This is a genomic window from Fervidicella metallireducens AeB, from assembly GCF_000601455.1.
In the GTDB taxonomy this organism is placed as follows: domain Bacteria; phylum Bacillota; class Clostridia; order Clostridiales; family Caloramatoraceae; genus Fervidicella; species Fervidicella metallireducens.
Genome location: NZ_AZQP01000001.1, coordinates 24,482 through 39,707, shown reverse-complemented (window position 1 = coordinate 39,707; position 15,226 = coordinate 24,482). Strand labels below are relative to the sequence as shown.

At 31.6% G+C, this 15,226-nt stretch carries 11 protein-coding genes and 1 pseudogene; 2 read left to right on the top strand and 10 right to left on the bottom strand.

Features of this window, described 5'->3' with window-relative positions:
• Positions 1 to 73: 73 nt before the first annotated feature.
• On the top strand, positions 74 to 1,063 hold the full coding sequence (locus Q428_RS00200) for a hypothetical protein (protein WP_035377075.1): 990 nt from the start codon (positions 74 to 76) through the stop codon (positions 1,061 to 1,063).
• A 14-nt stretch (positions 1,064 to 1,077) separates the two neighbouring features.
• On the opposite strand, the gene Q428_RS00195 is transcribed toward Q428_RS00200, so the two are convergent.
• The 6 genes and pseudogenes from Q428_RS00195 to Q428_RS00175 form a co-directional block, all read right to left on the bottom strand.
• On the bottom strand, positions 1,078 to 1,872 hold the full coding sequence (locus Q428_RS00195; protein ID WP_035377073.1) for an undecaprenyl-diphosphate phosphatase: 795 nt from the start codon (positions 1,870 to 1,872) through the stop codon (positions 1,078 to 1,080).
• A 105-nt stretch (positions 1,873 to 1,977) separates the two neighbouring features.
• Entirely contained in the window at positions 1,978 to 3,540 is a 1,563-nt protein-coding gene (locus tag Q428_RS00190) for a S41 family peptidase (protein WP_051514769.1), read from the bottom strand.
• A 132-nt stretch (positions 3,541 to 3,672) separates the two neighbouring features.
• Positions 3,673 to 3,819, bottom strand: a pseudogene (locus Q428_RS14745) (SH3 domain-containing protein); the annotation flags it as partial.
• 159 nt (positions 3,820 to 3,978) lie between these two features.
• Complete coding sequence (locus Q428_RS00185; protein WP_051514767.1) at positions 3,979 to 8,436, bottom strand: S8 family serine peptidase; 4,458 nt, start codon at positions 8,434 to 8,436, stop codon at positions 3,979 to 3,981.
• Between the two features lie 306 nt (positions 8,437 to 8,742).
• Entirely contained in the window at positions 8,743 to 11,169 is a 2,427-nt protein-coding gene (locus tag Q428_RS00180) for a hypothetical protein (RefSeq protein ID WP_035377072.1), read from the bottom strand.
• Positions 11,170 to 11,785: 616 nt separating this feature from the next.
• The gene (locus tag Q428_RS00175) at positions 11,786 to 11,974 is read right to left on the bottom strand and encodes a ferredoxin (RefSeq protein ID WP_035377070.1); all 189 of its coding nucleotides are present in this window, start codon (positions 11,972 to 11,974) and stop codon (positions 11,786 to 11,788) included.
• Between the two features lie 153 nt (positions 11,975 to 12,127).
• On the opposite strand from Q428_RS00175, the gene Q428_RS00170 reads away from it, so the two are divergent.
• Positions 12,128 to 12,490 carry a hypothetical protein gene (locus tag Q428_RS00170; protein WP_035377068.1) on the top strand — a complete coding sequence of 121 codons (363 nt, stop codon included), beginning with the start codon at positions 12,128 to 12,130 and terminating at the stop codon, positions 12,488 to 12,490.
• Positions 12,491 to 12,529: 39 nt separating this feature from the next.
• Here the strand turns inward: Q428_RS00170 and Q428_RS00165 are convergent, their stop codons facing one another.
• The 4 genes from Q428_RS00165 to Q428_RS00150 form a co-directional block, all read right to left on the bottom strand.
• Positions 12,530 to 13,132, bottom strand: a complete 603-nt coding sequence (locus Q428_RS00165; protein ID WP_035377066.1) for a hypothetical protein — start codon at positions 13,130 to 13,132, stop codon at positions 12,530 to 12,532.
• A gap of 56 nt (positions 13,133 to 13,188) precedes the next feature.
• The gene (locus Q428_RS00160; RefSeq protein ID WP_152539046.1) at positions 13,189 to 13,962 is read right to left on the bottom strand and encodes a hypothetical protein; all 774 of its coding nucleotides are present in this window, start codon (positions 13,960 to 13,962) and stop codon (positions 13,189 to 13,191) included.
• Between the two features lie 14 nt (positions 13,963 to 13,976).
• On the bottom strand, positions 13,977 to 14,510 hold the full coding sequence (locus tag Q428_RS00155) for a GNAT family N-acetyltransferase (protein WP_035377061.1): 534 nt from the start codon (positions 14,508 to 14,510) through the stop codon (positions 13,977 to 13,979).
• A 281-nt stretch (positions 14,511 to 14,791) separates the two neighbouring features.
• Positions 14,792 to 15,217, bottom strand: a complete 426-nt coding sequence (locus Q428_RS00150; protein ID WP_035377059.1) for a hypothetical protein — start codon at positions 15,215 to 15,217, stop codon at positions 14,792 to 14,794.
• Positions 15,218 to 15,226: the final 9 nt, after the last annotated feature.

The following is a 15,226-nucleotide window of genomic DNA, read 5'->3' as shown; positions in this document are numbered from 1 at the left end:
CAGAATATGTCAATTAATTTTGAAGGATTTTTTTAGAATTTTATGTTATAATACAACCTTGGGAGGGCTCAAAATGAAACGTTATTATTTAATTTATATTTTAATTTCTTTACTTTTGGTTTCCTGTAACATGGTCTCAGCAGAAAAAAGCCATACCAATATTCCATCACCAGTTAATACACCGTCTAAAATAGAAACAAAAAAAACAGATGAAAGTAAGATTAATGAAATTCATGGAATATATATAAGCTCAATAAACAATGAACAGATTGAATTAATTAAATCCTTAAAATTTAATACAATCTTTTTAGCTAGTCCTGGGATAAGAATCGATAAAAAACCTTATAGAACTGATAATTCTGCTTTAAAACTTTTAAATAGAAATGTAAAACTTCTTAATAAGCATAATATAAATTATTTTATTGAGTTTACATCTGGGCCAGGCTTTTCAATTGATGGTAAAAACTCAAATATATTTAATAATAAATTAGAGGCATTTTATTTCTCTAAAATGGTGAAGGAAGCAATAAAGAGAAATATAAACAATTCTAATTTTATGGGAATTTCCATAAATATAAGAAATTCCGATATATCTGAAACAATATATTATGAAAAATCTCTTAAGATAATAGAAGAAATTCAAAAGGATTACCCTGATGTTAAAATAATATTAAATCTTCATCCACTGTCATTTGAAAATGGGTTTAAAAACATTCCAAAAATAAATAATAAAAATCTAATTATAAAAGCTGATATTTATTTAAAAAGCTACACCTATTCTGGATACGGTATAAGCCATAAAACCTCATTTACTTTAAACAGGAATACTATACTAACCTCCCTTCAGAGGTTAAAAAATGTTGAAAATGACTATGTAAAGGACATAATAATAACCTTTAACGCTCCATTTTTAAAGGATTCTGACGTTTTAATTCAGGATTTGTTTGAAATCTGTCGAACCCTGAATTTCAGCCATGTTATAACCCATAACACCTCAGATAATACCTATAACATAACTAAAAACAAAACTATTATTAAAATAATTAAGAGGCACAACCTTTAGGATGTGCCTCTTTTTTATACCAGCAATAAAACCAAAACACCAAGAATTATTCTATAATATGCAAATGGTGCCAGCTTTCTCTTTCTTATATAGCTCATAAATCCTGCAATTACAAGAAGTGCTACAACAAAAGAAACCAGCGTTCCAACTGTTAATACTATCCATTGAAATGATGTAATAACTATACCTGCCTTTATAAGCTTAACAATCTTTAAAAGTGCTGCCCCGCATATAGTTGGAACTGCTAAAAAGAATGAAAACTCTGCTGCAGCTTCCCTGGAAAGCCCTAAAAACAATCCTCCTATAATCGTTGAAGCAGAACGGGACATTCCAGGCCACATAGCCAGACACTGAAAAACTCCTATTAAAAAGGATTGCTTTACCGTTATATCATTTGTATCCTTTACTTTTACCCTTCTTTGCCTCTTCTCTGAAATTAAAAGAAGTATTGCTCCTACTATTAACGCCGCTGCAACGGCTCTTGAGTTACCCATCAGCTTTTTATCAATATAGTCTTCAAATAAGACTCCAAGAACAACAGCTGGCAAAACGCCTATTATAACCTTAAGCCATAGATTATATACCTCTTTTGCCTGTCTTATATTATCAAATTTAGGGAACAATTTGTTCCAGAAATAAAGGATTACAGCCAGAATTGCACCAACCTGAATCACCACATTAAAAGTATTTGCAAATTCTCCACTGAAATCTACATATTGACTGAACAATATTAAATGCCCTGTGGATGAAACTGGCAGAAACTCTGTCAGCCCTTCAATTATACCGAGTATAATGGCCTTCAAAATCATAGTATCCCTCCTTAAACCTACCTTTATAGAATACACCAATATATATCTGTATTCAATAGAGGGAAGATTATTCTATATATTTTAATTTTACATGTCAAAGGGCTTCTATTTAACATACTTACCATAGATATAAGCTGGGTTTCCCTTATAATTGATTCTGTACCATCCATTTTTATATGTTGTAACCTCTATTTTCGTTCCCTTCTTTAATACACCAATTACCTTGCTCTTTGTTGTTGCCTGGCTCCTGACATTTAAATTACATGTAATCACTTTAAATATTTTTTTAACTGCTGTATTTTTTGTTGCAGTATTTACTTTAGAACCTGTGACATTAACTGAATTGCTGTTTTTTATAGAGATTAAACCCTCTTTAATCTCAGCCTTTTGCCATCCCTTATCTGTACCAAGATATACCTCGTCTTTATTGACGTTTTCAAGAATATTTCTATAGACATCCCAATATTTTTCATCTTTGGCTTTATTTAAATCAATTTCAAATTCCCTGCTGCCTATTTTTACTTTTAAATATCCAGACTTGTTTATTACATCTGTTGATTTCCCAAGCAATAACTGGGCTACAAGCAAAGAATCCATCTCCTTGTTCTTAACCTCTAAATCTGGAGAAATTCCAACTTTGTTTATTATATTGCCCTTTGGCGATAGAAATTGCTGTATAGTCAGCTTTATGACACTTCCATCAGATAGCATAAAAGGCGCTTGAACGGTACCTTTACCAAAGGTTTTTGTTCCAACTAAAAATGCTTTATCGTAGTCCTTAACGGCTGCGGATAACACCTCAGAAGCACTTGCACTATACTCATTTACTAAGAATATTACCGGCTCTGTTATCTGCTGGCTATGGGGATAACCTGAATAAAATTGTCTCTTTTTACTTTTATTTTCAACAATTAAGGCATTATTTGATCCAATAAAATATCCGCTAATGTTCAATGCTGTATCTAAAAAACCCCCTGGATTATACCTTAAATCTATAATAAAGCCGTTAACTTTTTTTTCTTTCATTTCCTTAACGGCATTACCGAATAACTCAGCTGTATCTTCTCCAAAGGAGGTAATTTCAATATATCCTATATTATTATCTAAAATTTTAGTTTCAACCGTTGGAACTGAAATCTGTCTTCTTTCTACTTCTAGATTGAAAGTTGTTTCCCCCCTTTTAATAATAAGGGTTACCTTTGTTCCCTCTTCTCCTTTAATATATGTTACTGCCTCCTCTGACTTCATCCCAGATAGTTGATGTCCTGATGCTTCTAAAATTATGTCCCCAGGTTTTAGTCCTGCCTCTTCTGCTGGTGAATTAGATATTATTGAAAGTATCTTTACTCCCTCAGGTACCATATCAATATGAATACCAATACCAATAAATTTATTGTTTATACTGTTTAAAAAATCTTCAAACTCCTTTGCAGTAAAATATTGAGAATATTTATCTCCTAATTTGCTAACCATATCTTCAACAGTTGAAGAATTTAATACTTCATCCGATACTTCTCCTACATAGTTGTTTTTTATGAATGCCTTTGCTTCTTCAAGTGGATTTGTTACTGCATACACATTCGTTACTGCAAAATTAATTATAAGCATTAAAACAAATAAAAGACTTAATGAATTTTTAATATACCTTCCCCATTTGTTTGTTTTCATCTGCATAGCCCCCCTTATTAAAACATTGAATTATTCTCCATTTTTATATTTATTATACTTTATTTCATTAAAACTTCATATGTTTTTTTCAAATATAAAAGCTACCGTAAATCGGTAGCTTTTATCACTGATTTATTTTGTATATTTTGCTGGTATATATCCTATCTTTCCTTTATAACTTACCTTCCACCAGCCATTTATATATTGGATAACTGTAATCTTAGTTCCATATTTTAATACTCCAAGGCTCTTTGCCTTTGTTGACATAGAAACCCTTACATTTAATCCACTCTTTGCAGTAACTGTTACAACCTTTGCTTGTGGCTTTGGTTGTGGTTTTACTTGTGGCTTTGGCTGTGGTTTAACTTCTGGCTGTGGCTGTGGCTCTGGTTCTGGTGTTGGTGTTGGCTCTGGTGTTGGTTCTGGTTTAACTTCTGGTTATGGTTGTTTTATCTCAATTATAACCTTAGATTCAAAGTTACCTAGTTTAGCTACTATAGTAACATTTCCTGAAAAATCAGTAGGTGCTGTAAATACGCCTTTTTCTACCTTTCCTTTTTCAGCAGTTATTGTAACAACACTCAACCCATCAGTTCTAGTTCCATCTGAATAAACTATTTCAACCTTCAAAGCAGCTGTTTCTCCGCCCATTAATGTATTTTTATTTGTTGTCAAATTTATTCCAGTAACATAAACAACAGGTATAACAACAGGTGGAGGTGTTATCTGTACTTCTTTAACTACAACAGTAGCAGTTGCTTCCTTGCCTTCAAAGGTTACCTTTACATTTGCAGTACCAACTTCAGTTCCTTTAAATAGACCCTTTTCTATTGTTCCCTTATCTGTTGTCCACTCAGCTGTATCTGTAACATCTGTCTTGCTGCCATCTGAATATACTGCTTCTGCCTTAAATGTGACAGTCTTACCTTTTTCTATTTCTGCCTTTTCTGGTGTTAGAGTCACAGATTCTAACTCTGGTTTTACGTTCTTTAGGAAAGTTATATTTTTCACTGTTTCATTTCCAATTAAATCAACAGCCTTAATTGTCAATATACTCTTTCCTTCTGGAATACTGTATACATAGCTATAAGTGTCTAATTTCGTTCCCTTCCAATCCTGGCTTTCTTTAAAAGCTAATTGATTTCCTTCAGCATACAATTTATATCCCATTACGTTGTCCTGAACCTTAATAATTATTTCATAATTATTTGTTTCATTTTCAACTTTTATTGTTTCTGAAGGTACGCTTAGCTCCAATGTTGGAGCTGTTGCATCAACAAATATCTTATAAGAATATGCATTCACATTACCAGCTAAATCTTTCATCTCAACGTTAATTCTTTGAACACCATCATCTTCAAATATCACATCGGAACTAAATTTGTTATTACTATCAACAGCAACTTCATTTCCATTTGCCTTTAGATATTCAACTGCTTCACTTGTTGTTCCTGTAAATTTTATTGTTCTCGTAGTATAGTATGAACCACTCGTAATATTAGAAGTCATTGTTGGGAATTTAGTATCAACAATAATCTTCTTTTCTGCTACAGCTGCCTGTCTTCCATCAGCAGTGTAAGCAACAAGTTTAACTGAATTTTCTCCCTCTTCTAAGTTTTCAATTGTTATATTTGTTTTTTTCTCATTGTTGATTGGGGCTTTATCATTAACTATAACATCAACACGATCAACTTGAGAGTTAATTCTGTATTCAAGTTTTACTGTTGAATTATTTGTTCTTAAAGTCTCAGTATTGATATCAATTATTTTCTCTGAATTATCTACTTCAATTTCATTAATTGAAGTGTTTCCAGCATAATCCACAGCTGCAAGAATAACTGTATTAACCTGATTTGGAAGATTTTCTACAACATATTCTGTTGCATTTCCCTCTAACTCTCCAATTAGATTTTCTTCCTCAATACCATTTAAGAACACTAAATATTTTTTAACTGCAGTTAGATTGTCCTCTGCATCCCATGTTAACCTATAGGTGTTTATATCAGTTGTTTTATTACCTGAAGTAACTGTAATCTCTGGAGCAGTAAGGTCAACCTTTACAGGCATACTCATTGTATACCATTCAGCATTATAAAAATCTGGTTTTGCACTTAGTTTAATATAATACTGTCCTTCTGGAGCAGTCTCTAAAGTTCTTGTAATCTCACCGTTGATCTTTCCATCCCATGTCCATGCTGGGTCATATTTTGCAAATAATGTCCTTCTGTCAGTATAATCTTTTCTTATATTCTGTTCATAAGCTACGTCTCTAAGAACATTTCCATCCTTATCAGTTACTTGAATCTTAAATTCCTTTGCATTTCTCATAAATGAAATTAATGGCATCACATCATCAAAATAGCCATCTCCATCTGGAGAAATTGAAATTAAATCTGGATTTATTACTGGAACATCATTTACCTCATCCCAGCTTTCTAATCCTAAGTACCTTGTATTGCTATCTAACAATGTAGTTAATCCATAGAATGTTTCTCCATCCCATGAAGGTGCATCAAACATCCTTGGGCCTTCCTGACCACTCCATTTTCCGTAGAAGCCCATGTATGGTATTGTTAAGTCAGGGTTCTTACCATCCTTTGATTCTAATGTTATAAAACCTTCAACAAATATGTTCTTTCTTGTATTTTCAGGAAGGTTTAATGTCACATTGATTTCTGCTTTATCCCTAACAGTGACTTCTGTTTTGTCAAATGTTAAGGAAGCACCTGCTATTTTTGCTGTATTTGGATACATGAAGCCAGACTTTGAAATATAGTTTGTCATAACCCCATATTTATCCTTTACATTAAAAGTTAAATCTTCCTGACCAAAGTTAGTTATAACAAGCTTAAATGTTTTTGTATTTCCAATTTCTTTAAGTTCAATCGTTGCACTTCCACTGTCATCTGTTACATATGCCTTAGTTTTAATGGCTTTATCAACCTTAATTAATCCAGCTCCTTGTTTTCTTACTGAATAAGGTAAGGCAACTGCTGAATCAATTATTTGCACAGTTGAATTTATTAAAAGCTTTTTAGCTAGGTTAACAAATTCTCTGCCAGTTAGATTTAAATTCTGTGTTTTTAAATATTGAACTACAAGTGCAGTAGCTCCTGCTGTATGTGGAGCTGCCATTGAAGTACCACTCATTATTTCATATTTATCGTTGTTCACTGTTGAATAAATATTTCCACCAGGTGCTGTAACCTCAGGTTTAAATCCAAGTCCTGGAGTTGAGCCCCATGATGAGAAGTCTGACATCTTTCCTGTTGATGGATTTACAATACTTTCTGACTTTCCTTTAAATGAAATCTTAACATTGGATGAAATCAATGATTTTAACTTATTACCATCAGAGTATTTAATAAATACGGCTGGAATAGTTATTGAAGGATCAGTAGCCATATTTATGTATGTTTCATCCCCTGTCTTGTTGTAAACTATAGCTCCGATAGCCCCTGCTGCCTGTGCATTTAATTTCTTTTCTACGAAGGTTATTGCTCCTCTTTGAATTAAAGCAATTTTACCTGATAAATCTTTTCCAGTAAAATCTGCAGGTTGACCTAAACCACAATCAACCAGTTCATATTCTCCCTTTAACACTCCAACAGGGTCAATATCCGATGTAAAATACGCCATCGTTCCAGTTTCAGTACCATCAGAATAGTCTAATGCACTGCAAACAATATGTGTATTTTCTGATGAAGCAACTTGTAATGAATCAGGATATAACCCTGGTGAGCCAACAAGACCCATATCTGGATCAATTGCATAAGGATAATATACATCCTTTGTCATATATGCAGAGTTTCCACCTGATACAACAACAACAACTCCTGCCTCAGTGGCATTTTTAATAGCTAACTGCTCTGGATCATCAGGCATTACAAATCCTGCAGTTGAACCTAAGCTCATGTTAATAACATCTGCACCATGTTTAACAGAATCGTCAATAGCTGCTGCTATATCATCATTATATGCACCACTATTCTCTGGGTTATTTGAGAAAACCTTCATAGCTAAAAGCTGAGCCTCTGGAGCCACCCCTTTTATAGTTCCATTTGCTGCAACTATACCACCAACGTGCATACCGTGCATACTGTCTGTTCTATCTATGACAATGTCATTCATATCAGCAAAGTTATATCCATATGGCACCTTATCTGTATAGAATTTACCTGGTCCACCTAATGCCTCAACTTTTTCTTTATTTAATTTAGCCTTAGAAGCATCAGTTAATTTCATATCTTTGTGAGTATAATCTATACCTGTATCAACTATTGAAACAACTGTTCCTTCTCCCTTTAGACCAAGTTCTTCCCAAACTGCTTCTGCATTTGTTATCTTTGAAGCTGTATACATATCTGGGTAATAGATATTAGCAACAGTTACTTTCTCAACACCAGGTATATTCCTGATTTCATTTATTTCAGAATATTTAACTGTTGCACTAAATCCATTGATAACGTTTGTATAAATATGTCTTATTTCACCAACTTTTCTAACTGCTCTTAAAGCATCAGTCTGAGAAGCCTTTACAGTATCTTCAAATTTTACAGCCTGATCAAGACTTACATGCTTTTCCTTAGCTATTTCTAAAGTTGATTTTTCCTTTAATTGTACAATAACTCTAACGTAATCCTCAGGATTTATGTCATTTTTCAAAGGATTTTTCCCTTCGTCATCATTAATTTCTTGTCCATATTTTTGAGCCAACGCCCTTTTAATATCGATGTCCTTTAAACTTTTACCTGATTTTTGTAAAATGTTTTTAATTGCCTGTGTTTTGTCAGCAGTATTTGATTCTGCCTTAACTTTTAAGACAGAAACATTGAATAAGCTGAAAATGAACACTAAAGTTAAAAATAAGCTGAGAAATCTTTTTTTGTTTCTCATATTTACCCTCCTTTTTTATAATGTTAATATCCAGATTTCACCTCCATTAACATAATATATATTCTTATATTGTATTTATACTATAATTTAGAAAAAAATAACAGATACTTTAAATCGCAAATACTTTTAAATTTCTGCTTATAGAAATTTGTACTTGAAGTTTCGACAAAATTTTTAACACTTTAAATTAATTTTCAAAATAAAAGAAAGAGGATATAAAATTCAAATTTTATATCCTCTTTCTTAAAATATTGTTTGTACTAAAAAATAGAGACAACATTTGCGTTGTCTCTATCTATATTCTCACTATGGAGTAACTGTTACGAAATCTGAACCAGTAGTCTTGTTTCCATTGTTGTCTACAACTGTCTTAACTAACTTAACTTGGATAGTCTTTGAAAGATCTGTTATAGCAACTGATGAATCAAGAGTTATAACAAATGTATCGAATCTACCAACTGCGTTAGTATACTTAGTTGTATCAACTTTAACACCATTTACATAGATTTCAAATGCACTTGTATCAGCCGTATCAATAGTAACTTCTTCGCTAAACTTAACAGCTATCGTTGTAGCACTTGTTAACTTAGCTGAAGCTATTGAAGCCTTAACGTTTTCAATAACATTCTTAACCACTGAGTAATCAGTCATCACGTTTCCAGCTTTGCTCTTAACTCCTGATATAGTTACATATCTGTCACCAGTTAGAACTACAGTACCAGGAATAACAGTTAATTTAACAACTTTAGCACTTCCGTCAAATATTGCATTTGAGAATATGCATACTCCACCAACTTTGTAGTTATTTACATTTAATGCAGTTGCATAATCCATATCTCTATCAAATGTTACTGTAGCATATGAATTATCTGCTGCAAATACTATATTTGATACCTTTGGAGCATCTGTTTCAACTGCAACTGTCTTATTCTTTACAAATGAGATGTTAGCATCATTTGCCATTAAATTATTTGCCTTATCAGCAACAGCACTACTTGGTAATACTATAGTATATGTTCCAGGTGCGAATACTGTATCATCTGATATATCTATAACTATAGCCTTGCTGTTATCAGCATCAAATCCATTTGCCTTAGTATAAGCCTTTACATCAACTGCTGAGCCTGCAGTAAATGCATAAGTAATGTAATCAGCAACTTTTGTACCTTTAAACACTCTTGTTGTCGCTGTTGGTGCAACTGCCTCATTGAATGAAACAACAAGGTATTGTTTTCCATTAAATGTCTTAACTTCTGCTGAAGCGTATACTGGCTTTGTTGTATCTTTTACAAATTGTACTAACTTAGTATATTGTAGACCTTTGTTTCCACTTAAATCTTGGAAATCTGCAGCAACAGTCACTACTTCAAGGTATGAATCTGGTCTTCCTGTAGCATCAAATGTTCCAACAAATGTTACATTATCTTCACTTGCTTCGAATGTAACTGCCTTAGTTCCAACAGTTACTACTGGAGCTGATTTTAATTCTTCGCTGAACTTAACTTGAACTCTATTTTCTGACAATGCAGTTACTTCTGCTACTGTTGGAGCTGTCTTATCACTGATAGTTAATGTTAAAGATACAGTAGCTGGGTTTGGATTAATAAGATTTCCTGCGAAATCTGTAGCTCCAACTATTGTAACTACCTTAGTTTCATTTTCCTTTAATCCTGCTAAGCTGAATTCTACAGTTTTCTTATCTGTACTAATAGTTCCTGCAGTTAATCCATAAACTTGACCTAATGAACTTATTGGTTCTGAGAAAGTAACCTTTGCAGTAGTTGGTACTGGATACTCAACCTTAACTATCTGTGGTGCAACAGAATCTTTGTAAGTTTCAACAGCTGTAAACAGTGGTGTCTTAGCTGTTGTGTCTGCCGCTAAAGCTATTGGTTTAACAGTATATGCCATTGTTCCACCAAGAACTGTAGCAGTATTTACAGTTATTCTAACTGATTTTTTATCTTCTAAAAGTTTAACTGAATCTATTGTTTTTCCAGCTATTGAATAGTTAGCAAGAGTTTCTGCTGAAGTCTTGTCAACTTCTTTACTGAATGTAACTATAGCCTCAAGAGCATTTTCTGACTTAACTGATACTACTCTAAACTTATCTAACTCTGCTTTCTTAGCAGTTATTTCTGATGCTCTCTTTTCAACTCTAGCTGTTAAGTCCTTAACCTTTGCTTCATCTTCAACCTTAGCAATTGCATCAACTGCTGGTTGCTTTAAAGCTTCAGCCTTAGTAATTTCTTCTAAAGAAGTTATAGGTGCCTTTTCATAAGCACTTACACTGTCATAAGCTTCAACTAAAGCTTTAGCTTGTTGAGTTTCCTTTTCTGCCTTTGCCTTAGCTTCAGCTATTTCCTTATTCTTTGCTTCTACTGCTAAATAATTAGCGTATGCTGCATCCCAAACCTTCTTTGCAGCCATTACTCTGTTTACAAGAGTCTTTGTTGAAGCTGCCTTTGTGTTAAGTTTTCCAAGAGCTGCCATAGCAACCTTGTACTTAGCTTGACAGAAGTCAAGATTAGTTTTTGATGTTAATTTGTAGCCTTTTATAGCTTTTTCGTAATCTACAACTGCCTTTACAGCTGCGTTGTAGTTAACTGTAGCAGCACTAACAACTGTCTTTGTTGTCTTTGTAGCTGCATTAGCTGGCATGTAGCTCATGCATGTGAAAGCAGTGAATAAAGCTGCTAAGAACATGCTCATCTTTTTTGTGCCGTTTGCCATTGTGTTTCTCCTCCTCTCAAAATAAACAAAATTGATATATAAGATGAAAAATCATCTGCAAGTTAATTATGGAAATATAGGATAATTAATCCCTAGTAAACATAATATAACAGTTTTAGTATATTTGCAAGAGTTTTTATACCTGGAATTTTTTGAATATTTTTTTTTTGACTTTATTTAGCTTATTTTTCTAAAAAAATCTAAACATACTACTGTTTTACTAGGGTTTACATGGTTTTATGACCACTTTAATGTACTAAAATTTATTATTTCATATATTGATTGTTTTTAGTTAAATTATCAAATTTTGTTATTTACTTTTGTAATACATATTTTAACACAAAACTTAATAAAATGTAAATAACGTAATTATTTTTAATATTTATTAATGCTTCTTTATAAAAATTTTTCATTATAAGTATATTATTCCAAGGTATAAAATTCCCTTATATATATATATTTGAAAATAATATAAAATACTTTAAATTTTATAAAATTATAAATTAGTTTATATCATTTCCTATTAACTAAATATATGGACTAGTTATATTTTTTATTCCTTATTTTCCAGTTGTTATGTTTCATAAAGAAAATAAAAAAAGAGCGGTTAAACCGCTCATTCTACTGATATTGCATCTACTGGGCAACTTGTAACTGATTCCCTTGCCGCATCCTCTGAACCTGCAGGGACCGAATCTCCAATTACATGTGCCTTTCCATCATCCCTCATTTCGAAAACCTCTGGTGCGATAGATGGACAAAGTCCGCACCCTATACATACATCTTGATCAACTTTTGCTTTCATCAACAAATCACCTCTTCACATCATGGTAGTTATATTGTTACCCATAAAAAGATTTTTAATCCCATTTTCTATAACTTTAGAATGGTAAATCTTTTTAAAATCTGATATTATAATATGAGATTTTAAAACTTAGAGATCTTGTTAGGTGGTATTATGGCAAAAATAAACAGCTGTGAGAAATTCTTTTTAGGAAAAATAGCAGAAGGTCTTGAAATTATGAGTCAGAAGTTCACCAAAGAAGATATAGAGCTTTTACTTAGCTCTAAACCTGAATTTAGTGAAAATATTGTGCTTAAATTTAAAAATTCATTGGACTTTGCATATAAGAATGATTTAAAGCAATATAAGGATAAATTAACTGAAGTTAATCCAGAGCCTCTATGGGAAAATAATATAGTTAAACTATACAAAGGCAGAGATAATGTTTTACGAGATTTGGTAATTCAATGGTATATAAGCTATCAAAAACCTGGTATATTTTCTCTGGTTAAAAGTGTATTTAAAAAGAACTTCTGAATATTTGTATACAAATATTCAGAAGTTCTTTTTTATGTTTTATTTAATAATCACTTCAATAATTTTGGAAATAGCTTCCTTACCTTCATCTAAGGTATTATTGCTGGAAATATCGATTTTTAATGCTCTGTATCCTAAATCCTGGTTATTATTAAATTTATAATCCTCTATTACATTTACTTTAAAACCTTTACCCTCCAAACTATTTTTTATTGTTTCTACAAAATCTATATTATCTATATATTTTTGCCCATTATTTTTATCAACTCTTAACAATACAGTATCTTTATTAACTACCAAATTTGACATATTAACATCCAGCAGGATATATTTCAACCCTCCCTTTATTTTTTTCTCTATATTCTTTCTAGCCTCATCTGGGCTGCAGGGTTTTCCATTATTTATCATAACCCCTTCATATCCAGCTTCCTGTAATGTAGCATTTGCATATTTCAACAGTTTAACTATTTTATCCTTATCCTCTATATTTTTGTTTGTAGAATATATAATAAAACCTATTCTGTCAGTCAAAGGTGCTATTGTAGTCCTTTCTATCTTTTCTGCCTGAAAAATTAAATATAAAATTGATAATGTAGCAAAAATAAAAATAAATAAGACAAAAGTAACCTTTAATTTTTTCATAATCCACCTCAAAAAGGGATTTCACATTTATATATATGAAATCCCTTTTCAAGATATTATTTAAATTTAATATGATAAGACCATTTGCCTCTTTCAAAGCTACCCTCAAATTTATATTTTACCACCGATTGATTTTTATCAGTTACAGTGACAACAGTTTCACATTTTTTATCATTATAGGTGTTAGTTATTATTTTTATAGAATAATCCCATTTTTCCACCTCTTTAGGCATTCTTAAGTTAAGATTGTTTTTATCAATATCATCTAGTATTCTCTTTTGTTCTACTGAGGTTATGGATCTGGTTATTGAAAAATCCTTGCTGATATCTATTACAATGGTTGAATTATCCTCAGGTTTTATCTTGTCAATCAGTATTTCAATAAGGGATATATAGTATTCCGGCACATGTAAATGATCACTTTTTTTCATCATTCTTTTAATAAATTCGTTTTCTATAGAAGGATTTATATGATATAAATTTCCGTTTTCGTCAATGAGGTTTGCGGTTTTTTTATCATCAATCCCAGCAATATATTTAAAGGTCGACAGCCTCTTTGTATTATCATAGAAGTCTATGACAAAATCAGGCTCAAGTTTATTATCAACACTTACCCTTAAAGCTCTTATAACGTTTTTTCTGAGCCTATTTATATTCTTTTCACCCACAATTGTATATCTTCCGGCATATCTGTTATTTGTTATGGTTATTCTTTCTATATTTGCCTTGTCAAGTCCCCTATTGATCATATCCTGATTAACTCTGCTGGTAGTACATGATGAAAATAACATTAAAACAATCAATAAAGGCAGAATATATAATTTTTTCACTAAATCACCTACTCTCAAATATTTTTTCCCATGTAATATATATCATAATACTTATTATCAACATTCATTCCCCTTGAAATTTTTCCTTCGATTTTAAAACCAAATTTATTGTAAAGATTTATAGCGGTTATATTATCTTCCCTGACCTGAAGATCTATTTTTTTTATTGTTCCATTGCTATATGCCCATTTAAAAAAATAATCCATCAATGCTGTACCTATTCCTAAAGACCAGTAATCTTTTAATACTGCTATTCCTAAATCTCCCCTATGCATCATTCTTCTTCTTTGAAAGGCTAAAAAGCTCAGACTTCCAACAATTTTATTATTCAAAACTGCAACTATATATAAGCAATTATCCCTTTGCTTTATATTGGATATTAATATTTTGTGCTGATCATCTGTCAGATAATAATCATCTATTCCAAAGGTTAAATTATCAGATTCTCCACCCATTTTAATTGACATTGAAACAAGCTCCTTTGAGTCACTTTCCTGTGCTCTCCTGATGCATATTTTTTGTCCGTCTTTCAAATCATATATCAACATAAAAACGCCTCCCAATATATTTTACAATATAAAGTGAAAAAGTACAGCATAAGCTGTACTTTTTCAAAATGAGAGGCAGGAGCTTTAAATTTTCCTTTGTTATATATTATAATAACACTAATTAGCACAAAAATGCAAATGTTTTGTGATATGGATAAATGACCATTTTTTACCTTGGTTAATTTTATCTCCTGTTTTCACTGTTTTATTATCAAAAATCTTTATTAATCCTAATTTGTATTACATAAAGTAGATAAATGTTAAAAATATTTAATATTTATCTACTTTAACAGTATAAAATAAATATTTTCTATTATGAATCCATATAACATCACTAAAACACAAAAAAGTATTATCAACATCCCCATTGTAAAGCCATCACCTTTAAACTCTTCAAAACTTTCCATCATGGCTTTATCTGTATAAGGATTTTCAAACATATCATAAAAACCATATAATGGGCTTAATCTCCTAATCTTTCTTATTTTTGAATCCTCATTTCTTTTATACAGAAAAGGTACTGCCGTCATTAGTGCAAATCCTCCAAAATAATAAAGGGAAATATAAATATTTCTCACAATTGGAGTTGATTTTATCAGTGAGTATACTAAAGCTATTATTGATATGAGAATCAATGCCCCAAGGGAAGAATAGAAACTAAACTTAATACCCTTAACTAAATGCTTTCTTTTTAATCTTTTGTCCATTATTTTTTC

Bases quoted from the DNA above. Each gene is read 5' to 3' on its own strand.
- Q428_RS00175 (WP_035377070.1), bottom strand. From the start codon at position 11,974: ATGAAAGCAAAAGTTGATCAAGATGTATGTATAGGGTGCGGACTTTGT.
- Q428_RS00185 (WP_051514767.1), bottom strand. From the start codon at position 8,436: ATGAGAAACAAAAAAAGATTTCTCAGCTTATTTTTAACTTTAGTGTTC.
- Q428_RS00150 (WP_035377059.1), bottom strand. From the start codon at position 15,217: ATGGACAAAAGATTAAAAAGAAAGCATTTAGTTAAGGGTATTAAGTTT.
- Q428_RS00195 (WP_035377073.1), bottom strand. From the start codon at position 1,872: ATGATTTTGAAGGCCATTATACTCGGTATAATTGAAGGGCTGACAGAG.
- Q428_RS00200 (WP_035377075.1), top strand. From the start codon at position 74: ATGAAACGTTATTATTTAATTTATATTTTAATTTCTTTACTTTTGGTT.
- Q428_RS00170 (WP_035377068.1), top strand. From the start codon at position 12,128: ATGGCAAAAATAAACAGCTGTGAGAAATTCTTTTTAGGAAAAATAGCA.
- Q428_RS00165 (WP_035377066.1), bottom strand. From the start codon at position 13,132: ATGAAAAAATTAAAGGTTACTTTTGTCTTATTTATTTTTATTTTTGCT.
- Q428_RS00180 (WP_035377072.1), bottom strand. From the start codon at position 11,169: ATGGCAAACGGCACAAAAAAGATGAGCATGTTCTTAGCAGCTTTATTC.
- Q428_RS00190 (WP_051514769.1), bottom strand. From the start codon at position 3,540: ATGAAAACAAACAAATGGGGAAGGTATATTAAAAATTCATTAAGTCTT.
- Q428_RS00155 (WP_035377061.1), bottom strand. From the start codon at position 14,510: ATGTTGATATATGATTTGAAAGACGGACAAAAAATATGCATCAGGAGA.